25 protein-coding genes are annotated in these 25,080 nt (G+C 70.9%); 20 read left to right on the forward strand and 5 right to left on the reverse strand.

Annotation, left to right across the window (positions count from 1 at the left end):
* Positions 1 to 107: 107 nt before the first annotated feature.
* Entirely contained in the window at positions 108 to 977 is an 870-nt protein-coding gene (locus PH203_RS26695; protein ID WP_289923039.1) for a hypothetical protein, read from the reverse strand.
* A 113-nt stretch (positions 978 to 1,090) separates the two neighbouring features.
* Between PH203_RS26695 and PH203_RS26700 the strand changes: the two genes are divergently transcribed.
* Together PH203_RS26700 and PH203_RS26705 are read left to right on the forward strand one after the other, a co-directional pair.
* Positions 1,091 to 2,050 carry a GlxA family transcriptional regulator gene (locus PH203_RS26700; protein ID WP_289923040.1) on the forward strand — a complete coding sequence of 320 codons (960 nt, stop codon included), beginning with the start codon at positions 1,091 to 1,093 and terminating at the stop codon, positions 2,048 to 2,050.
* Positions 2,051 to 2,278: 228 nt separating this feature from the next.
* Positions 2,279 to 2,914 carry a DJ-1/PfpI family protein gene (locus PH203_RS26705; RefSeq protein ID WP_289923041.1) on the forward strand — a complete coding sequence of 212 codons (636 nt, stop codon included), beginning with the start codon at positions 2,279 to 2,281 and terminating at the stop codon, positions 2,912 to 2,914.
* Here PH203_RS26705 and PH203_RS26710 read toward each other — a convergent pair.
* A complete protein-coding gene (locus tag PH203_RS26710; RefSeq protein WP_289923042.1) occupies positions 2,901 to 3,650 on the reverse strand; it encodes an enoyl-CoA hydratase/isomerase family protein in 750 nt (249 codons plus the stop codon). The genes PH203_RS26705 and PH203_RS26710 overlap by 14 nt on opposite strands.
* A 64-nt stretch (positions 3,651 to 3,714) precedes the next feature.
* Here PH203_RS26710 and PH203_RS26715 point away from each other — a divergent pair, with 64 nt between their 5' ends.
* Positions 3,715 to 4,338: an HdeD family acid-resistance protein gene (locus tag PH203_RS26715; protein WP_289923043.1), complete on the forward strand. Its 624-nt coding sequence runs from the start codon at positions 3,715 to 3,717 to the stop codon at positions 4,336 to 4,338.
* Between the two features lie 174 nt (positions 4,339 to 4,512).
* Complete coding sequence (locus PH203_RS26720) at positions 4,513 to 5,022, forward strand: ATP-binding protein (protein ID WP_289923235.1); 510 nt, start codon at positions 4,513 to 4,515, stop codon at positions 5,020 to 5,022.
* Position 5,023: 1 nt separating this feature from the next.
* On the opposite strand, the gene idi is transcribed toward PH203_RS26720, so the two are convergent.
* The 3 genes from idi to galE all read right to left on the reverse strand — a co-directional run bounded on the left by idi (position 5,024) and on the right by galE (position 7,882).
* Entirely contained in the window at positions 5,024 to 5,617 is a 594-nt protein-coding gene (idi, locus tag PH203_RS26725; protein WP_289923044.1) for an isopentenyl-diphosphate Delta-isomerase, read from the reverse strand.
* Between the two features lie 177 nt (positions 5,618 to 5,794).
* Positions 5,795 to 6,736 carry a cation diffusion facilitator family transporter gene (locus PH203_RS26730; RefSeq protein WP_289923045.1) on the reverse strand — a complete coding sequence of 314 codons (942 nt, stop codon included), beginning with the start codon at positions 6,734 to 6,736 and terminating at the stop codon, positions 5,795 to 5,797.
* A 174-nt stretch (positions 6,737 to 6,910) separates the two neighbouring features.
* Complete coding sequence (gene galE / locus PH203_RS26735) at positions 6,911 to 7,882, reverse strand: UDP-glucose 4-epimerase GalE (protein WP_289923046.1); 972 nt, start codon at positions 7,880 to 7,882, stop codon at positions 6,911 to 6,913.
* A gap of 291 nt (positions 7,883 to 8,173) precedes the next feature.
* Here galE and PH203_RS26740 point away from each other — a divergent pair, with 291 nt between their 5' ends.
* The 16 genes from PH203_RS26740 (at position 8,174) to ispG (ending at position 25,063) form a co-directional block, all read left to right on the forward strand.
* Positions 8,174 to 9,979, forward strand: a complete 1,806-nt coding sequence (locus tag PH203_RS26740; protein ID WP_289923047.1) for a DUF5941 domain-containing protein — start codon at positions 8,174 to 8,176, stop codon at positions 9,977 to 9,979.
* Positions 9,976 to 10,728, forward strand: coding sequence for a phosphocholine cytidylyltransferase family protein (locus PH203_RS26745; protein ID WP_289923048.1), 753 nt, complete (start codon positions 9,976 to 9,978; stop codon positions 10,726 to 10,728). The genes PH203_RS26740 and PH203_RS26745 overlap by 4 nt, the downstream gene beginning before the upstream one ends.
* Entirely contained in the window at positions 10,716 to 11,777 is a 1,062-nt protein-coding gene (locus tag PH203_RS26750) for an iron-containing alcohol dehydrogenase family protein (RefSeq protein ID WP_289923049.1), read from the forward strand. Before PH203_RS26745 ends, PH203_RS26750 begins: the two co-directional genes overlap by 13 nt.
* Complete coding sequence (locus PH203_RS26755) at positions 11,755 to 12,534, forward strand: CDP-alcohol phosphatidyltransferase family protein (RefSeq protein WP_289923050.1); 780 nt, start codon at positions 11,755 to 11,757, stop codon at positions 12,532 to 12,534. Before PH203_RS26750 ends, PH203_RS26755 begins: the two co-directional genes overlap by 23 nt.
* The gene (locus PH203_RS26760) at positions 12,531 to 13,427 is read left to right on the forward strand and encodes a glycosyltransferase (RefSeq protein WP_289923051.1); all 897 of its coding nucleotides are present in this window, start codon (positions 12,531 to 12,533) and stop codon (positions 13,425 to 13,427) included. Before PH203_RS26755 ends, PH203_RS26760 begins: the two co-directional genes overlap by 4 nt.
* A 96-nt stretch (positions 13,428 to 13,523) precedes the next feature.
* On the forward strand, positions 13,524 to 14,453 hold the full coding sequence (locus tag PH203_RS26765; RefSeq protein ID WP_289923052.1) for an ABC transporter permease: 930 nt from the start codon (positions 13,524 to 13,526) through the stop codon (positions 14,451 to 14,453).
* Positions 14,446 to 15,222 (forward strand): ABC transporter ATP-binding protein, encoded by a 777-nt coding sequence (locus PH203_RS26770; RefSeq protein ID WP_289923053.1) that lies wholly within the window; start codon positions 14,446 to 14,448, stop codon positions 15,220 to 15,222. The genes PH203_RS26765 and PH203_RS26770 overlap by 8 nt, the downstream gene beginning before the upstream one ends.
* A 387-nt stretch (positions 15,223 to 15,609) precedes the next feature.
* Positions 15,610 to 16,512 (forward strand): squalene synthase HpnC, encoded by a 903-nt coding sequence (gene hpnC, locus PH203_RS26775; RefSeq protein ID WP_289923054.1) that lies wholly within the window; start codon positions 15,610 to 15,612, stop codon positions 16,510 to 16,512.
* A complete protein-coding gene (hpnD, locus tag PH203_RS26780; RefSeq protein WP_289923055.1) occupies positions 16,509 to 17,459 on the forward strand; it encodes a presqualene diphosphate synthase HpnD in 951 nt (316 codons plus the stop codon). Before hpnC ends, hpnD begins: the two co-directional genes overlap by 4 nt.
* Positions 17,459 to 17,599, forward strand: coding sequence for a DUF6380 family protein (locus PH203_RS26785; RefSeq protein ID WP_289923056.1), 141 nt, complete (start codon positions 17,459 to 17,461; stop codon positions 17,597 to 17,599). Before hpnD ends, PH203_RS26785 begins: the two co-directional genes overlap by 1 nt.
* Positions 17,596 to 18,990, forward strand: coding sequence for a hydroxysqualene dehydroxylase HpnE (gene hpnE, locus PH203_RS26790; protein ID WP_289923057.1), 1,395 nt, complete (start codon positions 17,596 to 17,598; stop codon positions 18,988 to 18,990). The genes PH203_RS26785 and hpnE overlap by 4 nt, the downstream gene beginning before the upstream one ends.
* A complete protein-coding gene (locus tag PH203_RS26795; RefSeq protein WP_289923058.1) occupies positions 18,990 to 20,117 on the forward strand; it encodes a polyprenyl synthetase family protein in 1,128 nt (375 codons plus the stop codon). Before hpnE ends, PH203_RS26795 begins: the two co-directional genes overlap by 1 nt.
* 121 nt (positions 20,118 to 20,238) lie before the next feature.
* Positions 20,239 to 22,230, forward strand: a complete 1,992-nt coding sequence (gene shc / locus PH203_RS26800; RefSeq protein WP_289923059.1) for a squalene--hopene cyclase — start codon at positions 20,239 to 20,241, stop codon at positions 22,228 to 22,230.
* A 1-nt stretch (position 22,231) separates the two neighbouring features.
* Positions 22,232 to 22,873 carry a 1-hydroxy-2-methyl-2-butenyl 4-diphosphate reductase gene (locus PH203_RS26805; protein ID WP_289923060.1) on the forward strand — a complete coding sequence of 214 codons (642 nt, stop codon included), beginning with the start codon at positions 22,232 to 22,234 and terminating at the stop codon, positions 22,871 to 22,873.
* A gap of 5 nt (positions 22,874 to 22,878) precedes the next feature.
* On the forward strand, positions 22,879 to 23,901 hold the full coding sequence (gene hpnH, locus PH203_RS26810; protein ID WP_289923061.1) for an adenosyl-hopene transferase HpnH: 1,023 nt from the start codon (positions 22,879 to 22,881) through the stop codon (positions 23,899 to 23,901).
* Between the two features lie 4 nt (positions 23,902 to 23,905).
* A complete protein-coding gene (gene ispG / locus PH203_RS26815; RefSeq protein ID WP_289923062.1) occupies positions 23,906 to 25,063 on the forward strand; it encodes a flavodoxin-dependent (E)-4-hydroxy-3-methylbut-2-enyl-diphosphate synthase in 1,158 nt (385 codons plus the stop codon).
* Positions 25,064 to 25,080: the final 17 nt, after the last annotated feature.

The following is a 25,080-nucleotide window of genomic DNA, read 5'->3' on the forward strand; positions in this document are numbered from 1 at the left end:
GCACCCCGAGTACCTCGGCGCGGCCCCGGCATGCGTTCGGCCCGCAGCCGCGGCGCCGCGCGGCACACCGGGCGCTGGGCGGCGCGGCTCCGACCGGGCCCCGGGGCTCACCCCTTGCCGATCAGATCCACCGGATACGCCCCCGCCGCCACCGCCGCCCGCGCGAACCCCCCGCCGAGTTCCGTCAGCCGGGCCACGCCCGCCGCGCCGAGATGGTCGTAGGGCGCCAGGTCCAGCCGGTCCGTCACTGACTCGATCTCCTCGCGCAGCGCCGCGCCCCGCTCGGTCAGCTCGCCGGACTCGTCCAGGAGCCCGCGGCCCCGGAGGCGGCCGGCCGCCGCGTCCCATTCCTCGCGGGACCAGCCGCGCGTGGCGAGCACCCACTTCGGTGCCGTGCCCCTGCCGATCGCCGTGTGGGTCACGACGGCTTCCAGGCCGTCGAGTCCGGCGGTCACCAGCGCGGCGAGATGGCCGTCGCCGCGGTGCTCGCGCAGCAGGGTCGCGGCGTGGAAGAAGGCCAGGTGCGGTTCCTCGGGCACCGGCAGATCCGCGTGCGCCGCGTACAGCGGCCGGGCACTGCGCGAGCAGGCCTCGGTGGCGCGCAGCGCCAGCTCCGCGGCCTCCGCCATCTCGGGCGAGGCCACGGTCTCCTCGCCCAGCAGCCGTCGCAGCGCCGCGTCCACGCCACGCACGCGTGCCGCGAGCACGGCCTCGGGTGAGGCGAGCGACCAGACGGCCGGGACGTGCCGGGCCACGAGCTCGTGCTTGTAGTTGTAGAAGGCCGCGGTCACCGTCCCGGCGCTCACCGCCCCCATGGCGGCGGCTCGCACCGCGAAGTTCGCGGCCTTGGGGTGCGTGATCCCGATCCCGGCCAGCTCCTTGCCGAGTTCGGGCGCGAAGTAGGAGGTGGCGTGCAGGGTGTTGAGCACATGCGCGCAGCGGCGGCCGGCCGGCGATCGGACGGGGGCGGTTGTCATGCCGGGCACGTTACCAACCGCTTGGTATGTCGACCATGGGTGGACTCGGCATGGCAGGAAAGGTGGGTTACTCGTCATTGCGGCCTTGTCGCGGCCCGCCAAGAATTGGCGGCATGACGCAGCGAACCGTCCTCGTCGTCCTCTTCGACGACGTGCAGAGCCTCGATGTCACCGGCCCCCTGGAGGTGTTCGCGGGGGCCGAGCAGCACACCCCGGGCAGCTACCGCATCCGCACGGCCTCCCTGGACGGAGCCCCCGTGCGCACCTCCAGCGGTCTGACCCTCGTGCCGGACACCGGCCTCACGGTGGCGCCCGACCCGCACACCCTGCTCGTACCGGGCGGCCAGGGCACCCGCCGTCCGGACCCGCGCCTGACGGACTGGCTGCGCGAGAACGGGCCGCGCGCCGAGCGCCTCGTCTCCGTGTGCACCGGCGCGATCCTGCTCGCCGAGGCGGGCCTGCTCGACGGCCACCGCGCCACGACCCACTGGGCGTACTGCGACAAGCTCGCCCGCGACCACCCGGCCGTCGAGGTCGAACCCGACCCCATCTACATCCGCGACGGCAGGGTCGCCACGTCCGCGGGGGTCACCTCGGGAATCGACCTGGCCCTGGCACTGGTCGAGGAGGACCTCGACCGGGACGTCGCCCTCACCCTCGCCCGCCATCTGGTCGTCTTCCTCCGCAGACCGGGCAACCAGGCCCAGTTCAGCGCCCAGCTGTCCGCCCAGACCGCCCGGCGGGAACCCCTGCGGGAGGTCCAGCAGTGGATCACCGAGCATCCGGGCGCCGATCTGACCGTCGACTCCCTGGCCGCCCGCGCCCGCCTCTCACCCCGCCACTTCGCCCGCGCCTTCCAGTCGGAGACCGGCACGACCCCGGGCCGCTACGTCGACCGGGTCCGCCTCGAACACGCCCGCCGCCTCCTGGAGGACTCCGCCGACGGCGTGGAGGAGATCTCCCGGGCCAGCGGCTACGGCACCGCCGAGACCATGCGCCGCGCCTTCGTCAAGGCCCTGGGCACCCCGCCGGCGGAGTACCGCCGCCGCTTCCGCCCGGCGGCCGCCCGCTGATCCATCGGCCCCACCCGGCAACGGCCCGTTGAGCCGATGGCTCCCTGCACCCGTTCAGGCCGGTTCACTGCACGTACCCAAGGGGCGGGGCTGTGACATCAGCGGTTCCGCCGCGGGGCGCGAGCAACCACGCACCACCCGCGGACGCCCGCGAAACAGACCCCCCGAGTTCCTGGGCACCCGTCTCGCCCGGCCGACCCCACTCGTCCGCCCACCGAAAGGCCCCCGATGCAGATCGCCATCGTCCTCTTCGACCGCTTCACCGCCCTGGACGCGGTGGGCCCCTATGAGACCCTCGGCCGCCTGCCCGACGCCGAACTGACCTTCGTCGCCGAACGCACCGGCCCCGTCCGCACCGACACCGGCGCTCTCGCCATCACCGCCGACAAGACCCTCGCCGACGTACCGGACCCGGACATCGTGGTCGTCCCCGGCGGCCCCGGCCAGACCCCGCAGATGGAGAACCGGGTCCTCCTGGACTGGCTGCGCGCCGTCGACGCCACCAGCACCTGGACGACGTCCGTGTGCACCGGCTCCCTGCTGCTGGCCGCCGCCGGACTCCTCGAAGGCCGTCGCGCGACCTCCCACTGGCTGGCGCTCGATCACCTCAAGCAGTTCGGCGCCGAGCCCACGGGGGAGCGGGTCGTGCTCGACGGCAAGTACGTGACCGCGGCCGGGGTTTCCTCCGGCATCGACATGGGGCTCACCCTGGTCGGCCGGATCGCGGGTGACGAACACGCCCAGGCCGTACAGCTGTTGACCGAGTACGACCCGCAGCCGCCCTACGACGCCGGCTCGCCGGAGAAGGCCCCCGCGCACCTCGTCGAGGAGTTCCGTGCGAAGAGCCGGTTCATCCTGACGTAGTCCAGGTGAAGCGCGGCTGCCTGCGCTCCAGGAACGCGGCGACCCCCTCCGCGGTGTCGCCGCTGCCGCGCGCCTGCTCGGCCCAGTAGGAGTCCTTGTCCCGGGCGCCGTCCGCGAACTCCTTCGCCGCGGCCTGCGTCAACTGGGAACGGGACACCAGGATCCGGGTGAACTCCGAAACCCGCTTGGCCAGTTCCCCCTCGGGGAGCAGCTCGTCGACCATGCCCGTGCGCAGCGCCCGCTCCCCGTCGATCAACTCGCCGGAGAACAGCAGGTACTTGGCCGCCGCCGGACCCACCAGCGCCACCAACCGCCGTGTGGAGGACGCCGGATACACGATCCCGAGCTTGGCGGGGGTCACCCCGAACAGCGAGCCCTCCTCCGCGAACCGCAGATCGCAGGCCGCCGCCAACTGCGAACCGCCGCCCACGCAGTGCCCGCGCACCGCCGCCAGCGTCGGCTTGGGAAACGCGGTCAGCGCCTCCTCCGCCGCCACCGCGAGCCCCTGCGCCTCCTTTGGCGACCCCTTGAGCGTGGAGATGTCGGCCCCCGCGCAGAAGGTCTGGCCCTCCCCGGTCAGCACCAGGGCCCGTACGTCCGGGTCGCCCGCCGCCACCTCCAGCAGCTCCGGCAGCGACCGCCACATCGCGGCCGTCATGGCGTTGCGCTTGGCCGGATGGTGGATGACGACGGTGGCGACCGAGTCGGTCACGCGGTACAGCAGCTGGGGCTCCATGGCCGGATGCTAACCGCCGCCGTCGCCCTTACGATCGGGGAGGGGCCCGCGTGAGGAGGCGCCGATGGCCAAGGACGAGACCGCCCGACTGAGCCGTGGTTTCGGCTGGCTCGCCGCGCTCGGGGTGATCCTGGTGCTCGCCGGACTGGTCGGGCTGATCTACACCGGCGTGGCCACCCTCACCTCGATGCTGCTGTTCGGCTGGCTGCTGCTGATCGGCGGCGTCATCGGGCTGCTGCACGCGATCCAGGCACGCGGCACCAACTTCTTCTGGCTCGGTGTGGTCGTCGCCGCCCTGAACATCGCGGCCGGCGTGGTCGTCATCCGCCGGCCCGAGGCCGCGGCCGAGGCCCTCACCATGTTCGCCGCGCTGCTCTTCCTGACGGGCGGGGTGTTCCGGCTCGTCGGCAGCCTGGTGGTGCGCGGCACGCAGTTCGGCTGGACTCTTGTGCAGGGCGCCTTCGGACTGCTCCTCGGCATCCTCGTGCTGGCCTCCTGGCCGAGCAGCAGCAAGTACGTGATCGGCTGCTTCTTCTCCCTCGCGCTGCTCTTCGACGGACTCGGCCTTGTCGCCACCGGTTTCGGCGGGCGGCGCATCGTCGGCATGGTCTCCGAGCGGCTCGCCGCGGAGGACGACACACGGCGCGAAACGGACGAGGCGGCCGCCAAACCCGTACCACCCGATTAGTTCGCGAACGCGGCACAAGTGGGACGGGAACAGTCCCGTTTTCGACCGGGTCATACGCAGGCGATCACTAACGCTCGATATCTGCTGACTTCTGTTCAGACATCTGATGCGGAGCGAGTCGTTACCAACACTCGACGTGTGGTGACAATCGAGCGCAAGGGTGGCGACCGGACGATGGAGAACCACGGGCGCGGGTCCGGCCCACGCCCAGCAGCCGGCGAGGACGGGGAGCCGGCCCACCGGCCACCGGGCCCGCTGTCGTACGAAGGCGTCTGGCGGTTCACCGCCCCCGCCGTCGACGCCTCGGTCCCGCAGGCGCGGCACGCCGTGCGGGACCTGCTGCTGCGTCAGGGCGTACCGGTCACGGACGACCTGGTGCAGGGACTCCTGCTGATCGTGTCCGAACTGGTCACCAACGCGGTCCGGCACGCGGCGCTGCTGTCGCCGATGCTCGCCGTGGAGGTCGCCGTCGGCGCCGAGTGGGTGCGGGTGTCCGTGGAGGACAACCACCCCTACCGCCCGACTGCCCTGGAGACCGACCACAGCGGCGAGGGCGGCCGGGGGCTGCTCCTGGTGCGCGAGGTCACCCGGGAGGCGGGCGGCGTCTGCGACGTCGAGCACACGGCGAACGGCGGCAAGGTGATCTGGGCCGCCCTGCCGCTCGCCGCGGTCCGGGTCCCCTAGCTCACCAGCCGGCGGACGGGCCCGTCAGCTCCCTGACCGCGGGACGGGCCGCGTCCAGCACCGTCATGAACCAGGACGAGAAGGTGTCCTTGGCGTGCCGCTCCGCGAGCTCGGCGGGCGTCACGAAGGCCGTCGCGCCGACCTCGTCCGGGTCCGGGTTCAGTGGCGCCTGCAGCAGGCCGACGAACAGGTGGTTGTACTCCTGCTCCACCAGCCCTGAGTCCGGGTCCGGATGGTTGTAACGGACCGTGCCCGCCTCGGCGAGCAGCGACGGGGAGGCGCCCAGCTCCTCGTACGTCCGCCGGGCCGCCGCCGCGAACGGCGCCTCGCCCGGGTAGGGGTGCCCGCAGCAGGTGTTGGACCACACACCGGGGGAGTGGTACTTGCCCAGGGCGCGCTGCTGCAGCAGCAGCCGGCCCCGCTCGTCGAAGAGGAAGACGGAAAAGGCACGGTGCAGCTGCCCCGGCGCCTGATGGGCCGCGAGCTTCTCCGCGGTGCCGATCGTGACGCCGTCCTCGTCGACCAGTTCCAGCAGAATCGGGTCAGCGGTGCCGTTCGACGTACGGTGCGTCGCGGTGGCAGGTGTGATCGGCATACCCATCCTTCGCATCGGTTTTTCGCGCCCCAAGTGTGCCGCACAAGAACGACACCACCGGCAGTTGATCGTGCCCGGCGCGGCGGACAGGGAATCGTCCGGGGTGGCTCTGTGCGGTGGAGGACGCAGCCGGACGCCGGATCGCTGCATTCCGGTCAGTGCGGACTTACCGGACCTTCAGTGACACAGCCGGGCCTCGTGCTCCGCGTGCCCGCCCGGCTCCAGCTGGAAGGTGCAGTGCTCCACGTCGAAGTGGTCGCCGAGGCAGCCCTGGAGCTCGTGGAGCATCTTCTCGTGGCCGATCGCGTTCAGGGCGTCGGAGCGCACCACCACATGCGCGGAGAGCACCGGCATCCCGGAGGTGATGGTCCAGGCGTGCAGATCGTGGACGTCCTCGACGCCGTCGAGGGCCAGTATGTGGGCCCGTACCTCGTCCATGTCGACGTTCTTCGGGGCCGCTTCCAGCAGGACGTCGAGGGTCTCGCGCAGCAGCTTCCAGGTGCGCGGCACGATCATCAGGCCGATGACGAGGGAGGCGATCGGGTCGGCGGCCTGCCAGCCCGTGGTCAGGATCACCAGCGCCGAGACGATCACCGCGAGCGAGCCCAGCGCGTCCGCCGCGACCTCCAGGAACGCGCCCCGCACGTTCAGGCTCTCCGCCTGGCCGCGCACCAGCAGCGACAGCGAGATCATGTTCGCGACCAGACCGATCGCACCGAACACGACGGTCAGCCCGCCCTCGGTGCCCGCGGGCGTGATGAACCGCTGGACCGCCTCGTACAGGACATAGCCGCCGACGCCGAGCAGCAGCAGACAGTTGGCGAGCGCGGCCAGGATCTCCGCACGGGCGAGGCCGAAGGTGCGCTTCCCGCTCGGCGGGAGGCTCGCGAAGTGGATCGCCATCAAGGCCATGCCGAGGCCCAGCGCGTCCGTCGCCATGTGGGCCGCGTCCGCGACCAGGGCGAGGGAGTCGGCCATGATGCCGCCGACGATCTCGACCACCATGACGGTGAGCGTGATCGACAGCGCGACCCGCAGCCGTCCGCGGTAGGCCGCGGTCGCCGTACCGCCGGTCGGCGCATGCGAGTGCGCGTGTCCGTGGTCGTGCCCAGCCCCCATGGAAGCTGCCTCCTACGCGTTGATCCGGAACAACCCGTCCGGTGTGTTCCGTCCGGGATCACAGTCAACTACGGGTGGGGGGTATCGGGCAACGCGGCACTGAACACCGTTGTCATGTGCCCTGACCTGCGCAAACGATCCGCAGGTCAGGGCAGCCGCAGTCCGCCTGCTCCGTCACGGGGCGCGGTGCAGCAGCCAGCCCCGCCACGCCGACTCGACCATCTCGCGCACCCCTCGCCTCGCGGTCCAGCCCAGCTCCTGTGCGGCTCGCGCGGCGGAGGCGACGGAGACCGGCGCGTCACCGGGGCGCCGCGCCTCCACGACCGGGGCCCGCCGGTCGCCGCTGACCTCACCGATGACGGTGACCATCTCGCGCACGGAGACGCCCTCGCCGCGGCCGATGTTGACCGTCAGATCGCCCCGCAGGCCGCCCTCGGAGAGCTTCCTGGCCGCCGACAGATGCGCCTCCGCCAGATCGGCGACATGGATGTAGTCACGGATGCAGGTGCCGTCCGGCGTCGCGTAGTCGTCACCGAAGATCCGCGGGGCGTCGTCGCGCGTGAGCCGGTCGAAGACCATCGGCACGATGTTGAAGACGCCGGTGTCCGCCAGTTCGGGAGAGGCTGCGCCCGCCACGTTGAAATAGCGCAGGCACACCGTGGAGATCCCGTGTGCCTGCCCGGCCGCCCGCACCAGCCACTCGCCGGTGAGCTTCGTCTCGCCGTAGGGGTTCACCGGGGCGCACGGAGTGTCCTCGGTGATCAGTTCCACATCGGGGTTGCCGTAGACGGCGGCCGAGGAGGAGAAGAGGAAGTGCTCGATCCCGGCCTCGGCGACCGCCTCCAGGAGCGTGGCCAGACCTCCGACGTTCTCCTGGTAGTAGCGCATCGGCTGCGCCACGGACTCGGCGACCTGCTTACGCGCGGCGAGATGCACCACGCCCGTCACCTGGTGCTCGGCGAGGACCCGCTTCAGCAGACCGGCGTCCAGCGACGAACCCCGCACGAGCGGTACGTCGGCCGGCAGCCGCGCGGGGAACCCGGCCGACAGGTCGTCCAGCGCGACGACGCGCTCCCCGGCCTCCGTCATGGCCCGCGCCACATGGGCCCCTATGTATCCCGCTCCGCCTGTGATCAGCCATGTCATGGTCGCCCACCCTATTCCGACCCCCGGCGGCCCCCGCTATGTCCCGGATGCCCGTTCCGCTCGGGCGCGGTTTGTGGGCGGGGCCCGCGATCACCCATGATGATCGCGGCAAAGGCAGGGGGAGGCGGCGCTGATCGGCCCATGAACGGGCGGTGAACGCGAGTTTCCCGGCATCCGATAGCCTCTGCCGACATGCCGCCCGCCTGGTGCGCCGAGCCACACGAAGGCCACCAAGGGCGCCCCCACCATGCACATGACCGGCGCCCCGCGCCGCCCAGGGAGTGAGTTCGGTTGCCGACCGCCATCCTCACCGGTCAGCCGGTCCCCGGATCGTCGATCGAGAGCGATCTGCGGTCCCTCGGCTACGACGTCCGGGTCGCCTCCGACGCCACCGACGCCGAGACCCTCCTCGCCCAGGTCCCCGGCGCTGAGCGCGTCGCCGTGGTCGACGCCCGGTTCGTCGGCCATCTGCACGCCCTGCGCCTCGGCCTCACCGACCCCCGCTTCGACCTCGCCGCGATCCCCGGCGCCGTCACCGCCCAGCCCTCCGGACGCCAGGCCCTGACCCGCGCGATGGCCCGCGAGAGCAGCGCGGGCGGCGGTACGACGGTCGCTGTCGGCAGCCTCGCCGACCGCATCGTCACCGCCCTGGACGCCGACGACGCCGGCGTGCACCACCCCGAGCTCGGCAGCCTCGTCGCCGCCGTCCCCACCGACCCGCAGGCCCGCAACGAGGCACGGCAGGCCGTCGCCGACGTCGACGACGAAGCCGTACGCCTCAAGTCGGCCGTGAAGTCCCGCGACGGCTTCTTCACCACCCACTTCATCAGCCCGTACTCCCGCTACATCGCCCGCTGGTGCGCCCGCCACGGCCTCACCCCGAACCACGTCACCACCGCCTCCCTGCTCACCGCCCTCATCGCGGCGAGCTGTGCGGCCACCGGCACCCGGATCGGGTTCATCGCGGCGGGCGTCCTGCTGATCGCGTCCTTCGTCCTGGACTGCGTCGACGGCCAGATCGCCCGCTACGCCCTGCAGTACTCCACGCTCGGCGCCTGGCTGGACGCCACCTTCGACCGGGCCAAGGAGTACGCCTACTACGCGGGCCTCGCGCTGGGAGCGGCCCGCGGCGACGACGACGTATGGGCGCTCGCGCTGGGTGCGATGATCCTGCAGACCTGCCGGCACGTCGTCGACTTCTCCTTCAACGAGGCGAACCACGACGCCACCGCCAACACCAGCCCCACGGCCGCCCTCTCGGACAAGCTCGACAGCGTCGGCTGGACGGTGTGGATCCGCCGCATGATCGTGCTGCCGATCGGTGAGCGCTGGGCGATGATCGCGATCCTGACGGCGGCCACGACGCCCCGGATCACCTTCTACGCGCTGCTCATCGGGTGCGCGTTCGCGGCGACGTACACCACGGCGGGCCGGGTGCTGCGGTCGCTGACCCGCAAGGCCAAGCGGACCGACCGGGCGGCGCAGGCGTTGGCGGACCTCACGGACTCCGGTCCCCTCGCCGAGTTCCTCGGCCGCCTCGCGCGCGGCGTCGCGAGCCGTGGTCCGGCCTACGTCGCGTTCGCCGCCGGAGCCCTCGTGGTGCTCGGCGCCGCACTCGCCCCGTACGGCAGCTGGTGGCCCGTCCTGGGCGCCGCCGTCTACGTCCTGCTGTCACCCGTGGCCCTGCAGCGCCCCCTCAAGGGCGCCCTCGACTGGCTCGTCCCGCCCGTCTTCCGCGCCGCCGAGTACTGCACCGTCCTGGTCCTGGCCGCCAAAGCGGACGTGAACGGAGCCCTTCCTGCGGCTTTCGGGCTGGTGGCCGCGGTCGCCTACCATCACTACGACACGGTGTACCGCATCCGCGGCAACGCCGGCGCGTCCCCGGCCTGGCTGGTACGCGCCATCGGGGGGCACGAAGGACGGACGCTGCTCGTCACCGTCCTGGCCGCCGCGCTCACCGCCTCGCAGTTCAAGGTCGCGCTGACGGCGCTCGCCGTGGCCGTGGCCCTCGTGGTGCTCGTCGAGAGCATCCGCTTCTGGGTGGCTGCCCATTTGGGCGGCGCGCCCGCCGTACACGATGAAGGAGAACCCGCATGATCGGCCTCGTGCTGGCGGCCGGCGCCGGACGGCGTCTGCGCCCCTACACCGACAGCCTTCCCAAGGCTCTGGTGCCGGTGGGCCCCGCGGGCATAGAGGGCGAACCGACGGTTCTCGACCTGACGCTCGGCAACTTCGCCGAGATCGGTCTGACCGAGGTCGCGATCATCGTCGGCTACCGCAAGGAAGCCGTGTACGCGCGCAAGGAGGCGCTGGAGGCGAAGTACGGCCTCAAGCTCACCCTCATCGACAACGACAAGGCCGAGGAGTGGAACAACGCCTACTCCCTGTGGTGCGGCCGTGACGCCCTCAAGGACGGCGTGATCCTCGCCAACGGCGACACCGTGCACCCGGTCTCCGTCGAGAAGACGCTGCTCGCCGCCCGCGGCGACGGCAAGAAGATCATCCTCGCGCTCGACGCCGTGAAGTCCCTCGCGGACGAGGAGATGAAGGTCGTCGTGGACCCCGCCAAGGGCGTCCAGAAGATCACCAAGCTGATGGACCCCGCCGAGGCCACCGGCGAGTACATCGGTGTCACCCTGATCGAGGGCGACGCCGCCCCCGAGCTGGCCGACGCGCTGAAGACGGTCTGGGAGACCGACCCGCAGCAGTTCTACGAGCACGGCTACCAGGAACTCGTGAACCGCGGCTTCAGGATCGACGTCGCGCCGATCGGCGACGTCAAGTGGGTCGAGATCGACAATCACGACGATCTCGCCCGCGGACGGGAGATCGCGTGCCAGTACTGACGAGGCTCATCCCCTCGCCGGTCGTCGTGGACATCCGCCCGGGTGCCCTCGACGACCTGGCCTCCGTGCTCGCCGACGAGCGCGTCTCGCACTCCGGCAGGCTCGCCGTCGCCGTCAGCGGCGGCTCCGGCGCCCGGCTGCGCCGGCGGCTCGAACCGACGCTGCCCGGCGCCACCTGGTACGAGGTCGGCGGCGGCACCCTCGACGACGCGGTCCGGCTGGCGAGCGACATAAGGGCAGGGCACTACGACGCGGTCGTCGGGCTCGGCGGCGGCAAGATCATCGACTGCGCCAAGTTCGCCGCGGCGCGCGTCGGCCTGCCGCTGGTCGCCGTGCCGACGAACCTCGCGCACGACGGCCTGTGCTCCCCGGTCGCGACCCTCGACAACGACGCGGGCCGCGGCTCCTACGGCGTGCCGAACCCGATCGCGGTCGTCATCGACCTCGACGTCATCCACCAGGCGCCGGCCCGGTTCGTGCGCGCGGGGATCGGCGACGCCGTCTCCAACGTCTCCGCGATCGCGGACTGGGAGCTCGCCAACCGCGTCAAGGGCGAGAAGATCGACGGCCTCGCCGCCGCGATCGCCCGCCAGGCCGGCGAGGCCGTCCTGCGGCACCCCGGCGGCATAGGGGACACCGACTTCCTCCAGGTGCTCGCCGAGGCGCTCGTCCTCAGCGGTATCGCGATGTCGGTCTCGGGCGACTCCCGCCCGTCCTCCGGCGCCTGCCACGAGATCAACCACGCCTTCGACCTGCTCTTCCCCAAGCGCGCCGCCGCCCACGGCGAGCAGTGCGGCCTGGGCGCCACCTTCGCGATGTTCCTGCGGGGTGCGCACGAGGAGTCGGCGTACATGGCCTCGGTGCTGCGCCGGCACGGACTTCCCGTGCTGCCCGAGGAGATCGGCTTCACCGTGGACGAGTTCGTCCGCGCCGTGGAGTTCGCCCCGGAGACCCGGCCCGGCCGGTACACCATCCTCGAACACCTCGACCTCAAGCCCGACCAGATCAAGGATCTCTACGTCGACTATGTCAAGACCATCGGTAGCTGAACTCCGTCCGGTCGTGCACCCCGCAGGGGTCAAGGACCGGCGCAGCGGTGAGCACTGGATGGGGCGCCTCTACATGCGCGAGGTGTCCCTGCGGGTCGACCGCTACCTGGTCAACACCAGGGTCACGCCCAACCAGCTCACGTACCTGATGACCGTCTTCGGTGTCCTTGCGGCCCCGGCACTGATCGTGCCGGGGATCCCGGGGGCCGTGCTCGGTGTGGTCTGTGTGCAGATGTATCTGCTCCTCGACTGCGTCGACGGCGAGATCGCCCGCTGGAAGAAGCAGTACTCGCTGGGCGGCGTCTACCTGGACCGGGTCGGGGCGTATCTCACCGACGCCGCCGTCCTTGTCGGCTTCGGTCTGCGCGCCGCCGACGTCTTCGGCTCCGGCCGGATCGACTGGCTGTGGGCCTTCCTCGGCACACTCGCCGCGCTCGGCGCCATCCTGATCAAGGCGGAGACCGACCTCGTCGGCGTCGCCCGCCACCAGGCCGGCAAGCCGCCGGTCCAGGAGGCCGCGTCCGAGATGCGCTCCTCCGGCATGGCCGTGGCCCGCAGGGCCGCCGCCATGCTCAAGTTCCACCGCCTCATCCTCGGCATCGAGGCGTCCCTGCTGATCCTGATCCTCGCGGTCGCCGACGAGATGCGCGGCGACCTGTACTGGTCCCGCCTCGGTGTCGCGGTCCTGGCCGGTATCGCGCTGCTCCAGACGCTGCTGCACCTGGTGTCCATCCTTGCGTCGAGCAGGCTGAAGTGAGCGCCCCCGGCAGCGCCCCGCTGAAGGTCGGCGCGGTCATCATCACCATGGGCAACCGCCCCGACGAGCTCCGCGCCCTGCTCGACTCGGTCGCCAAGCAGGACGGCGACCGCGTCGAGGTGGTCGTCGTCGGCAACGGCTCGCCCGTGCCCGAGGTCCCCGAGGGCGTCCGCACGATCGAGCTGCCCGAGAACCTCGGCATCCCCGGCGGCCGCAACGTCGGCATCGAGGCGTTCGGGCCCAGCGGCCGTGACGTCGACATATTGCTCTTCCTCGACGACGACGGCCTCCTCGCGGGCCACGACACCGCCGAGCTGTGCCGCACGGCGTTCGCCGAAGACCCCAGGCTCGGCATCGTCAGCTTCCGCATCGCCGACCCGGACACCGGCGTCACCCAGCGCCGCCACGTCCCCCGGCTGCGCGCCTCGGACCCGATGCGCTCCTCCCGGGTGACCACCTTCCTCGGCGGCGCCAACGCCGTACGCACCCAGGTCTTCGCCGAAGTCGGGGGCCTGCCGGACGAATTCTTCTACGCCCACGAGGAAACCGACCTGGCATGGCGGGCCCTCGACGCGGGCTGGATGATCGACTACCGGTCCGACATGGTGCTGTACCACCCCACGACCGCGCCCTCGCGGCACGCGGTCTACCACCGCATGGTCGCCCGCAACCGCGTCTGGCTCGCCCGCCGCAACCTCCCCGCCCTCCTGGTCCCGGTCTACCTCGGGGTCTGGATGCTGCTCACCCTGCTGCGCCGCCCCTCCCGGCCCGCGCTGAAGGCCTGGTTCGGCGGATTCCGCGAGGGCTGGAGCACCGCGTGCGGCCCACGCAAGCCGATGAAGTGGCGTACGGTGTGGCGGCTGACCCGACTGGGCCGGCCCCCGGTCATCTGACAAGCTCGATTCCGAGAGCCACCGGGTCCGCCCGGTCAAGGCTCATGCCCAAGCCCGCACAGGCTGCGCATCTCGAAGACGAAAGTGTTTCCACCAGTGAGTGAGACAACGCATGACGGCGGAGTCGCGGTGACCACGCCTCCGTCGCCCGACGAGGGCCTCACGGCGGCACAGCTCGCCGACAAGTACGGGCTGTCCGTGAGCGGCGCCCGCCCCTCGCTCGTCGAGTACGTCCGCCAGCTCTGGGCCCGACGTCACTTCATCCTCGCCTTCTCGCGGGCGAAGCTGACCGCCCAGTACAGCCAGGCCAAGCTCGGGCAGCTGTGGCAGGTGGTGACCCCGCTGCTGAACGCCGCGGTGTACTTCTTCATCTTCGGCGTGATCCTGGAGGCCGACCGGGGCATGTCCCGCGAGGTCTACATCCCGTTCCTGGTCACGGGCGTCTTCGTGTTCACCTTCACGCAGAGCTCCGTCATGGCGGGCGTCCGCGCGATCTCCGGCAACCTCGGTCTGGTCCGCGCCCTGCACTTCCCGCGCGCCTCGCTGCCGGTCTCCTTCGCGCTCCAGCAGCTCCAGCAGCTGCTCGCCTCGATGCTGGTGCTGTTCGCGGTGACCTGTGTCTTCGGCAGCTACCCGGACCTGTCGTGGGCGCTGATCGTCCCGGTCCTGGCCCTGCAGTTCCTCTTCAACACCGGCCTCGCCCTGATCATGGCCCGGGCCGGCGCCAAGACCCCGGACCTGGCCCAGCTGATGCCGTTCGTGATGCGTACGTGGATGTACGCGTCGGGCGTGATGTTCTCCATCCCGATCATGCTGGAGGACAAGCCGGCCTGGCTCGCCGATGTCCTGCAGTGGAACCCGGCGGCGATCTACATGGACCTCATGCGCTTCGCCCTCATCGACGGCTACGGCTCCGAGAACCTCCCCGAGCACGTCTGGGCCGCCGCCGGCGGCTGGGCGGTGCTCTTCGCGCTCGGCGGCTTCGTCTACTTCTGGAAGGCGGAAGAGAGGTACGGCCGTGGCTGAGCAGCAGCGGGACCCCCGCCCCACCGTCATCGCGGACGACCTGCACATCGTCTACCGCGTCAACGGTGCCAAGACCGGCAAGGGCAGCGCCACCGCCGCCCTCAGCCGCATCATCAAGCGCGGCGAGGAACGCGGAGTGCGCAAGGTGCACGCCGTGCGCGGTGTCTCCTTCACCGCCTACCGCGGCGAGGCCATCGGCCTGATCGGCTCCAACGGCTCCGGCAAGTCGACCCTGCTGCGCGCCATCGCGGGCCTCCTGCCCGCCGAGAGCGGCAAGGTCTACACCGACGGCCAGCCCTCGCTCCTCGGCGTCAACGCGGCGCTCATGAACGACCTCACCGGCGAGCGGAACGTCATACTGGGCGGGCTCGCCATGGGTATGTCCCGCGAGCAGATCAAGGAGCGCTACCAGGAGATCGTCGACTTCTCCGGGATCAACGAGAAGGGCGACTTCATCACCCTTCCGATGCGCACCTACTCCTCCGGCATGGCGGCCCGGCTCCGCTTCTCCATCGCCGCCGCCAAGGACCACGACGTCCTGATGATCGACGAGGCCCTGGCCACCGGCGACCGCAAGTTCCAGAAGCGCTCCGAGCAGCGCATCCGGGAGCTGCGCAAGGAGGCCGGCACGGTGTTTCTGGTCAGTCACAACAACAAGTCGATCCGTGACACCTGCAACCGTGTCCTGTGGCTGGAACGCGGCGAACTGCGCATGGACGGCCCGACCGAAGAGGTCCTCAAGGAGTACGAGAAGTTCACGGGCAAGTAGTCCACCCGGCCCTGGACGTATCGGGCCACAACGCTTCGTGGGGCCCCGCCGGAACTGCTCCGGCGGGGCCCCACGTCTGCAAAGGAAACGTCAACTTCAAGGCGGCGTAGGAATCTTGAAGTCAATCGGTGTGTTGTTGTGATGTGCAGGACACCCCGGCGAACCTCGCTGCGTTGTACAACGTAAGCTGTACCGGTCCCGAATCGCGGCAAGTGGGGCGATAATGCCCGACACCCTCAGGCAGGGCGGCTGCGCGGAAGGCCGGGCGGCGTGTCCGAAATAGTGTGTATTGGGTCGGCGGTGTAGAACGGGAGACGTGACGGCTATGGCTACGGAAACTCCCCAGCTCAACGCAGCATGTGCCGTCCCGGCCCCGGGCGGCCGGCGGTGACGGGAACCGATGCGGCGCGCGCCTCGGCGGCGGAGCGCGGCACGCTGGACAAGGCCGCGGGTGAGAACTTCCCCGTGGCCCCCTTCTTCCTGCCCCGGGCCTGGCGCGACGACCTCATGGCCGTGTACGGCTTCGCCCGCCTTGTCGACGACATCGGCGACGGCGACCTCGCCCCGGGCGGCGCCGACGCGCGTCTGCTCGGCGTGGACATCGAGCGGGCCGAGGACCGGCTGCACCTGCTGGACGCCTTCGAGGCCGACCTGAACCGGGTCTTCTCCGGTGAGCCCCGCCACCCCCTGCTGCGCCGACTGCAGCCGACGGTCCGCCGCTGCTCGCTCACCCCCGAGCCCTTCCTCGGCCTGGTCGCCGCCAACCGCCAGGACCAGCTGGTCAAACGCTACGAGACCTACGACGACCTGCTCGCCTACTGCGAGCTGTCGGCCAACCCCGTCGGCCGCCTCGTCCTCGGCGTCACCGGCACCTCGACCCCCGAGCGGATCCGTCTGTCCGACGCGATCTGCACGGCGCTCCAGATCGTCGAACACCTCCAGGACGTGGCCGAGGACCTCGGCCGCGACCGGATCTATCTGCCCGCCGCGGACATGAAGCGCTTTCATGTCGAGGAGGCGGATCTCGCCACAAGGACCGCAGGCGCATCGGTGCGCGCACTGGTTGCGTACGAAGCAGAACGCGCCCGCGGTCTCCTGAATGAAGGCGCCCCTCTGGTGGGTAGCGTCCACGGCAGGCTGAAGCTGCTGCTCGCAGGGTTCGTGGCGGGGGGAAGGGCGGCAATCCGTGCGATTGCCGCCGCCGAATACGACGTACTTCCCGGCCCGCCCAAGCCCGGCAAGCTCCAGTTGCTGCGTGAGGTGGGCGTGACTCTGCGAGGAGAGGGGTGATCCGGACCGTGGAGGCCGAACCACACGTGTCCGCACCGGTACTCGCCGCCTACAGCTACTGCGAGGCCGTCACCGGACAGCAGGCACGTAACTTCGCGTACGGCATCAGACTGCTGCCGACGCCCAGGCGTCGCGCGATGTCGGCGCTCTACGCGTTCTCGCGCCGCGTCGACGACATCGGCGACGGCGCGCTGGACGACAAGGTCAAGGCGGCCAGACTCGAGGACACCCGGGCGATGCTGGCCCGGGTCCGCGACGGGGTGGTCGACGAGGACGACACCGACCCGGTGGCGGTCGCCCTCACCCATGCCGCCGCGACCTTCCCGATCCCGCTGGGCGGCCTGGACGAGCTGATCGACGGCGTCCTGATGGACGTCCGCGGCGAGACCTACGAGACCTGGGACGACCTGAAGGTCTACTGCCGCTGCGTGGCGGGCGCGATCGGGCGGCTCTCGCTCGGCGTGTTCGGCACGGAACCGGGGGCGCGCGGCGTCGAGCGCGCGCCGGAGTATGCCGACACGCTCGGTCTCGCACTTCAGCTCACCAACATCCTGCGGGACGTCCGCGAGGACGCCGAGGGTGGGCGCACCTATCTGCCCTCCGACGACCTCGCGAAGTTCGGCTGCTCGGCCGGGTTCAAGGGGTCGGTGCCGCCGGAGGGCTCCGACTTCGCGGGCCTCGTGCACTTCGAGGTGCGCCGGGCCCGCGCCCTTTTCGCCGAGGGCTACCGGCTCCTGCCCATGCTCGACCGGCGCAGCGGCGCCTGTGTCGCCGCGATGGCCGGCATCTACCGCCGTCTCCTCGACCGCATCGAGCGCGACCCCGAGGCGGTGCTGCGCGGCCGGGTCTCGCTGCCCGGACGCGAGAAGGCGTACGTCGCCGTCCGCGGCCTCTCCGGCCTCGACGCCCGGCATGTGACGCGGCGGACCGTCAGGAGGCGCGCCTGATGGACAATTCGGTCCAAGGTGATGCCACCGGAGATAAGTGGCACGCAACCCTCCGTACGGGGACGGCGTCCCTGACTGCAATGGTCTGCCGTGCACCGTTCAAGCACCGCGGCGGCCGTGCAGGGGAGGGTGTGCGATGACCGACGGCAAACAGCCCGGGCGGGACGCCGTCGTGATCGGCGGCGGGCTCGCCGGCATCACCGCCGCGCTCGCGCTCGCGGACGCAGGAGTCCGCGTCACCCTGCTGGAAGGCCGGCCGCGCCTGGGCGGGCTCGCCTTCTCCTTCCAGCGCGGCGACCTGACCGTCGACAACGGACAGCACGTCTATCTGCGCTGCTGCACCGCCTACCGCTGGTTCCTCGACCGGATCGAGGGCACGGCGCTGGCGCCGCTGCAGGACCGTCTCGACGTACCCGTCGTCGACGTCGGCAAGCCCGAGGGACGGCGGCTCGGCAGACTGCGGCGCGACGCCCTGCCGGTGCCCCTGCATCTGGGGCGCAGCCTGGCGACGTATCCGCATCTCTCGCTCGCCGAGCGGGCCAAGGTGGGCCGGGCCGCGCTCGCGCTCAAGGGGCTCGACCTCGCCGATCCGGACCTGGACGCACAGGACTTCGGCAGCTGGCTGACCGCGCACGGTCAGTCGGCGCGTGCCGTCGAGGCCCTGTGGGACCTGGTCGGGGTCGCCACCCTCAACGCGGTCGCGGGCGACGCCTCGCTGGGGCTCGCCGCGATGGTGTTCAAGACCGGTCTGCTGTCCGACCCGGGCGCGGCCGACATCGGATGGGCTCGCGTCCCGCTGGGCGAACTGCACGACCGGCTGGCCCGCAAGGCGCTCGAGTCCGTCGGCGTCCGTATCGAGGTCCGTACACGCGTCACCTCCATCTCTACTGACGAGAACGGGACTTGGAGCGTTCAGGTTCCCGGCGAGACGCTCCGGGCGGACACCGTCGTGCTCGCCGTACCCCAGCGCGAGGCCCACGATCTGCTGCCGGAGGGTGCGCTCGACGCCCCTGAGCAGCTGCTGAGGATCGGCACCGCGCCGATCCTCAACGTGCACGTCGTCTACGACCGCACGGTGCTGAACCGTCCCTTCTTCGCCGCCCTCGGCACCCCGGTGCAGTGGGTCTTCGACCGCACCGACGCCTCCGGGCTGCGCGAGGGCCAGTACCTCGCGCTGTCCCAGTCGGCCGCGCAGGACGAGATCGACGAACCGGTCGCCGCGCTCCGGGAGAAGTACCTCCCCGAGCTGGAGCGGCTGCTGCCCGGCACCCGCGGTGCCGAGGTGAAGGACTTCTTCGTGACCAGGGAGCGGACGGCGACGTTCGATCCCGCCCCCGGCGTCGGGCGGCTGCGGCCCGGCGCCCGCACCAGAGCCCCCGGCCTGTACCTGGCCGGAGCGTGGACCGCCACAGGGTGGCCCGCGACCATGGAGAGTGCGGTCCGCAGTGGTGTCGGTGCGGCGGACGCCGCGCTGAGCGCCCTGGGCCGGCCCCGCCCGAGCCACCTCTTCGACGTAGAGGAGGCGGCGTGATGCTCGATCAGCACGCGGCAGGCCCCCGCACCCCCGGTACCGCAACAAGAGGAGAGACTGTGCCCACTGTGCCCCCGGCCTCGACGGCTGCCGAGGCGGTGGACGTGACCGCGCTGCTGGAGCGCGGCCGGACCTTGGCGACACCGGTACTGCGCGCGGCGATCGACCGCCTGGCCCCTCCCATGGACACCGTTTCCGCCTACCACTTCGGCTGGATCGACGCCGACGGCAACCCGACCTCCGGCGACGGCGGCAAGGCCGTGCGCCCCGCCCTCGCGGTGCTCTCCGCCGAGGTCACCGGCGCCGCCCCCGAGACCGGCATCCCCGGCGCCGTCGCCGTGGAGCTGGTCCACAACTTCTCGCTGCTGCACGACGACCTGATGGACGGGGACGAACAGCGCCGCCACCGTGACACCGTCTGGAAGGTGCACGGCCCCGCCCAGGCGATCCTCGTCGGCGACGCCCTGTTCGCGCTCGCCAACGAGGTCCTCCTCGAACTCGGCACCGTCGAGGCCGGCCGCGCCACCCGCCGCCTGACCGCCGCGACCCGCGCCCTGATCGACGGACAGGCCCAGGACATCTCCTACGAGCACCGCGACCGCGTCAGCGTCGAGGAGTGCCTGGAGATGGAGGGCAACAAGACCGGCGCCCTGCTGGCCTGCGCCAGCTCCATCGGCGCCGTGCTCGGCGGCGCGGACGACCGCACCGCCGACACCCTGGAGAAGTACGGCTACCACCTCGGTCTCGCCTTCCAGGCCGTCGACGACCTGCTCGGCATCTGGGGCGACCCGGTCTCCACCGGCAAGCAGACCTGGAGCGACCTGCGCCAGCGCAAGAAGTCCCTGCCGGTCGTGGCCGCGCTCGCGGCGGGCGGGCCCGCCTCGGACCGGCTCGGCGAGATCCTCGCCGCGGACGCCAAGAGCAGCGACTTCGAGAACTTCTCCGAGGAGGAGTTCGCGGCCCGTGCCGCCCTGATCGAGGAGGCCGGCGGTCGCGAGTGGACCGCCGACGAGGCCCGCCGCCAGCACACCGTCGCCATCGAGGCCCTGGACTCCGTCGACATGCCCGACCGGGTGCGACAGCAGTTCACGGCGCTCGCGGACTTCGTCGTCGTACGAAAGAGATGATCACTATCGGTCGAATAGCCCTCGCGTAGTCGCCGGCCGGTGCTGCGAGGAAAGGAAAGGCACCGGCCGACGGCGGACCCACAGCAGAGCACCACACTGCACACTGCACGAAGGGGAAGCCATGACAGCGACGACCGACGGAAGCACCGGGGCACTGCCGCCCCGCGCTGCCGCGGCCAGCGAAACCGACATCGAGACCCCCGTGGCGGCCGGGGTGCACGAAGCCGCCGTACGCGCCGTCCAGCGCGCCACCGACCATCTGCTGTCCCGGCAGGACACCCAGGGCTGGTGGAAGGGCGACCTGGAGACCAACGTCACCATGGACGCCGAGGATCTGCTGCTCCGTCAGTTTCTGGGCATCCGCGACGAGTCGATGACCCGGGCGGCCGGACTGTTCATCCGCGGCGAGCAGCGCGAGGACGGCACCTGGGCCTCCTTCTACGGCGGACCCGGCGAACTCTCCACCACCATCGAGGCGTACGTCGCCCTGCGGCTGGCCGGTGACGCGCCCGACGCGCCGCACATGGCGAGGGCGTCGGAGTGGATCCGGGCCCAGGGCGGAATCGCCTCCGCCCGAGTCTTCACCCGGATCTGGCTCGCCCTGTTCGGCTGGTGGAAGTGGGAGGACCTGCCCGAACTCCCGCCCGAGCTCATCTACTTCCCGAAGTGGGTGCCGCTCAACATCTACGACTTCGGCTGCTGGGCCCGCCAGACCATCGTCCCGCTGACGATCGTCTCCGCGAAGCGCCCGGTACGGCCCGCGCCCTTCCCGCTCGACGAGCTCCACACCGACCCGGCCCAGCCCAATCCGCCCAAACCCCTGGCCCCGGTGGCCAGTTGGGACGGTGCCTTCCAGCGCCTCGACAAGGCGCTGCACCGGCTGCGCAAGGTCGCCCCGCGCAGACTGCGCCGGGCCGCCATGAACTCCGCGGCCCGCTGGATCATCGAGCGGCAGGAGAACGACGGCTGCTGGGGCGGCATCCAGCCGCCGGCCGTGTACTCGGTCATCGCGCTGCACCTCCTCGGCTACGACCTCGAACACCCGGTGATGCGGGCGGGGCTCGAGTCCCTGGACCGCTTCGCCGTCTGGCGCGAGGACGGGGCCCGGATGATCGAGGCCTGTCAGTCGCCGGTGTGGGACACCTGCCTCGCGACCATCGCGCTCGCCGACGCGGGCGTGCCCGCCGACCATCCCCAGCTCGTCAAGGCCGCCGACTGGATGCTCGGCGAGGAGATCGTCCGGCCGGGTGACTGGGCCGTCAAACGGCCGCAACTTCCGCCGGGCGGCTGGGCGTTCGAGTTCCACAACGACAACTACCCCGACATCGACGACACCGCCGAGGTCGTCCTCGCGCTGCGTCGCGTCAGACACCACGACCCGGAGCGCGTGGAGCGGGCGATCGGGCGCGGGGTGCGCTGGAACCTCGGGATGCAGTCGAAGAACGGGGCCTGGGGCGCCTTCGACGTCGACAACACCAGCCCGTTCCCCAACCGGCTGCCGTTCTGCGACTTCGGCGAGGTCATCGACCCGCCGTCCGCCGATGTGACGGCCCATGTGGTGGAGATGCTCGCGGTCGAGGGGCTCTCCCACGATCCGCGCACCCGGCGCGGCATCGAGTGGCTGCTCGCCGAACAGGAGCCGGACGGTTCGTGGTTCGGACGCTGGGGCGTCAACTACATCTACGGGACGGGGTCGGTGGTGCCCGCGCTCACCGCCGCCGGCATCCCCGCCGCGCACCCGGCGATCCGCCGGGCGGTGACCTGGCTGGAGTCCGTCCAGAACGACGACGGCGGCTGGGGCGAGGACCTGCGCTCCTACAAGGAGTCCACGAAGTGGAGCGGCCGCGGTGCCTCGACCGCCTCGCAGACGGCCTGGGCGCTGATGGCGCTGCTGGCCGCGGGTGAGAAGGACTCCAAGGCCGTCGAGCGGGGCGTCGAGTGGCTCGCCGCCACCCAGCGGGAGGACGGCTCCTGGGACGAGCCCTACTTCACCGGCACCGGCTTCCCCTGGGACTTCTCCATCAACTACCACCTCTACCGGCAGGTCTTCCCGCTGACCGCACTCGGCCGGTACGTCCACGGAGAGCCGTTCGCCGAGGCGGGGGAGGCATGAGATGAGCGACCGACCGGCCCCCGCACCACTGCTGATCGCCTGCGCGCTCGGCATCGAGCACCTCGCCCTGCGCAGCGGTGACCGCGGCGGCGCCGACGGGCCGGTCACCGTGCTCCGTACCGGCATGGGGCCCAAGGCGGCCGAGCGGGCCGTCACCCGCGCCCTCGCCGATCCGGGCCTCGCCGGTGCCGCGGTGCTGGCCACGGGCTTCTGTGCGGGGCTCGCCCCCGGAATGCACCCCGGGGATCTCGTCGTCGCCGAGGAGACCCGGAATCCGGACGGAACCGTTCCGTGCGTGGGGACCGACCTACTCGTCAAGGAGCTGGTCCGGGCCGTACCCGGACGTACCGTCCACACCGGACCGCTCACCGGCTCCGATCACGTCGTACGTGGTCATGAACGGTCCGACCTGCTCGCGACCGGCGCGATCGCGGTCGACATGGAGTCCGCGGCCACGCTCCACAGCGCCGTGCGCACGGGCGTGCGCCCCGTTGCGGCCGTACGGGTGGTCGTGGACGCTCCAGAACATGAACTCGTCCGGATCGGCACGGTACGCGGTGGAATATCGGCCTTCCGTGTCCTTCGTTCCGTCCTACCGGCTTTCTATGAATGGCACCGTTCCTTGCTGCTCCCCAGGAGGTGAGCCAGATGGCCATGCCGCTGCGTCAATCCATCAAGGTCGCTACATACTTGGCCGAACAGAAGCTCCGCAAGCGGGACAAGTTCCCGCTCATCGTGGAACTGGAACCCCTCTTCGCATGCAACCTCAAGTGTGAGGGCTGCGGCAAGATCCAGCATCCGGCCGGTGTGCTCAAGCAGCGCATGCCGGTCGCCCAGGCCGTCGGGGCGGTCCTGGAGTCGGGTGCGCCGATGGTGTCCATCGCCGGCGGTGAGCCGCTGATGCACCCTCAGATCGACGAGATCGTGCGGCAGTTGGTGGCGAAGAAGAAGTACGTCTTCCTCTGCACCAACGCCATGCTGCTGCGCAAGAAGATGGACAAGTTCAAGCCCTCGCCCTACTTCGCCTTCGCCGTGCACATCGACGGGCTGCGCGAGCGGCACGACGAGTCGGTCGCGAAGGAGGGCGTGTTCGACGAGGCCGTGGAGGCGATCAAGGAGGCCAAGAAGCGCGGCTTCCGGGTCACCACCAACTCGACCTTCTTCAACACCGACACCCCGCAGACCATCATCGAGGTGCTCAACTTCCTCAACGACGACCTGCAGGTCGACGAGATGATGATCTCGCCCGCCTACGCCTACGAGAAGGCGCCCGACCAGGAGCACTTCCTGGGCGTCGAGCAGACCCGCGAACTGTTCAAGAAGGCCTTCGCGGGCGGCAACCGCCGCAAGTGGCGGCTGAACCACTCGCCGCTCTTCCTGGACTTCCTGGAGGGCAAGGTCGACTTCCCGTGCACCGCGTGGGCCATCCCGAACTACTCCCTGTTCGGCTGGCAGCGCCCCTGCTACCTGATGAGCGACGGGTACGTGCCGACGTACCGCGAACTCATCGAGGAGACGGACTGGGACAAGTACGGCCGCGGCAAGGACCCGCGCTGCGCCAACTGCATGGCGCACTGCGGCTATGAGCCGACCGCCGTCCTCGCCACCATGGGCTCGCTCAAGGAGTCGCTGCGCGCGATGCGCGAGACGGTCTCCGGAAACCGGGAGTGAGGTCATGACCGCCGTCTCTCTCGGCGTCCCCGAAGTACCGGTCCGGCCGATCGCCGAGCGGCGCGTGTCGCGGCAGATCCAGGTCGGGCCGGTGGCGGTCGGGGGCGGGGCACCGGTGTCGGTGCAGTCGATGACGACCACCCGCACCTCCGACATCGGCGCCACCCTCCAGCAGATCGCCGAACTCACCGCGTCCGGCTGCCAGATCGTCCGCGTCGCCTGCCCCACGCAGGACGACGCGGACGCGCTGGCCACCATCGCCCGCAAGTCCCAGATCCCGGTGATCGCGGACATCCACTTCCAGCCCAAGTACGTGTTCGCCGCGATCGAGGCCGGCTGTGCGGCCGTACGCGTCAATCCCGGCAACATCAAGCAGTTCGACGACAAGGTCAAGGAGATCGCGCGGGCCGCGAAGGACCACGGCACGCCGATCCGGATCGGCGTCAACGCGGGATCGCTGGACCGGCGGCTGCTGCAGAAGTACGGGAAGGCGACTCCGGAGGCGCTCGTGGAGAGCGCCCTGTGGGAGGCGTCGCTCTTCGAGGAGCACGGCTTCCGGGACATCAAGATCTCCGTCAAGCACAACGATCCCGTGGTGATGGTGGGGGCCTACACCCTGCTCGCCGAGCAGTGCGACTACCCGCTGCATCTGGGCGTGACCGAGGCCGGTCCGGCCTTCCAGGGCACGATCAAGTCCGCCGTCGCCTTCGGGGCGCTGCTCAGCCGGGGGATCGGGGACACGATCCGGGTCTCGCTGTCCGCGCCGCCCGCCGAGGAGGTCAAGGTCGGCATCCAGATCCTGGAGTCCCTGAACCTCAGGCAACGCCGGCTGGAGATCGTGTCGTGTCCGTCCTGCGGGCGCGCCCAGGTCGACGTCTACAAGCTGGCCGACGAGGTCACGGCGGGCCTGGAGGGCATGGAAGTGCCCCTGCGTGTCGCGGTCATGGGATGTGTGGTCAACGGTCCCGGCGAGGCCCGGGAGGCGGACCTGGGGGTCGCCTCCGGCAACGGCAAGGGACAGATCTTCGTCAAGGGAGAGGTCGTCAAGACCGTCCCCGAGTCGAAGATCGTGGAGACCCTCATCGAGGAGGCGATGAAGATCGCCGAACAGATGGAGCAGGACGGCGTCGCGTCGGGGGAGCCGGCCGTCACCGTGAGTTGAACAGCACGGACCGAAGG

The sequence above is a fragment of the Streptomyces sp. S.PB5 genome, assembly GCF_030403745.1.
Lineage (GTDB): Bacteria > Actinomycetota > Actinomycetes > Streptomycetales > Streptomycetaceae > Streptomyces.

Excerpts from the sequence above, each read along its gene's own strand:
- PH203_RS26695 (WP_289923039.1), bottom strand. The coding sequence starts at position 977 with ATGACAACCGCCCCCGTCCGATCGCCGGCCGGCCGCCGCTGCGCGCAT.
- PH203_RS26700 (WP_289923040.1), top strand. The coding sequence starts at position 1,091 with ATGACGCAGCGAACCGTCCTCGTCGTCCTCTTCGACGACGTGCAGAGC.
- PH203_RS26705 (WP_289923041.1), top strand. The coding sequence starts at position 2,279 with ATGCAGATCGCCATCGTCCTCTTCGACCGCTTCACCGCCCTGGACGCG.
- PH203_RS26710 (WP_289923042.1), bottom strand. The coding sequence starts at position 3,650 with ATGGAGCCCCAGCTGCTGTACCGCGTGACCGACTCGGTCGCCACCGTC.
- PH203_RS26715 (WP_289923043.1), top strand. The coding sequence starts at position 3,715 with ATGGCCAAGGACGAGACCGCCCGACTGAGCCGTGGTTTCGGCTGGCTC.
- PH203_RS26720 (WP_289923235.1), top strand. The coding sequence starts at position 4,513 with ATGGAGAACCACGGGCGCGGGTCCGGCCCACGCCCAGCAGCCGGCGAG.
- idi (WP_289923044.1), bottom strand. The coding sequence starts at position 5,617 with ATGCCGATCACACCTGCCACCGCGACGCACCGTACGTCGAACGGCACC.
- PH203_RS26730 (WP_289923045.1), bottom strand. The coding sequence starts at position 6,736 with ATGGGGGCTGGGCACGACCACGGACACGCGCACTCGCATGCGCCGACC.
- galE (WP_289923046.1), bottom strand. The coding sequence starts at position 7,882 with ATGACATGGCTGATCACAGGCGGAGCGGGATACATAGGGGCCCATGTG.
- PH203_RS26745 (WP_289923048.1), top strand. The coding sequence starts at position 9,976 with ATGATCGGCCTCGTGCTGGCGGCCGGCGCCGGACGGCGTCTGCGCCCC.
- PH203_RS26755 (WP_289923050.1), top strand. The coding sequence starts at position 11,755 with ATGTCAAGACCATCGGTAGCTGAACTCCGTCCGGTCGTGCACCCCGCA.
- PH203_RS26785 (WP_289923056.1), top strand. The coding sequence starts at position 17,459 with ATGGACAATTCGGTCCAAGGTGATGCCACCGGAGATAAGTGGCACGCA.
- hpnE (WP_289923057.1), top strand. The coding sequence starts at position 17,596 with ATGACCGACGGCAAACAGCCCGGGCGGGACGCCGTCGTGATCGGCGGC.
- PH203_RS26795 (WP_289923058.1), top strand. The coding sequence starts at position 18,990 with ATGCTCGATCAGCACGCGGCAGGCCCCCGCACCCCCGGTACCGCAACA.
- shc (WP_289923059.1), top strand. The coding sequence starts at position 20,239 with ATGACAGCGACGACCGACGGAAGCACCGGGGCACTGCCGCCCCGCGCT.
- PH203_RS26805 (WP_289923060.1), top strand. The coding sequence starts at position 22,232 with ATGAGCGACCGACCGGCCCCCGCACCACTGCTGATCGCCTGCGCGCTC.
- hpnH (WP_289923061.1), top strand. The coding sequence starts at position 22,879 with ATGGCCATGCCGCTGCGTCAATCCATCAAGGTCGCTACATACTTGGCC.
- ispG (WP_289923062.1), top strand. The coding sequence starts at position 23,906 with ATGACCGCCGTCTCTCTCGGCGTCCCCGAAGTACCGGTCCGGCCGATC.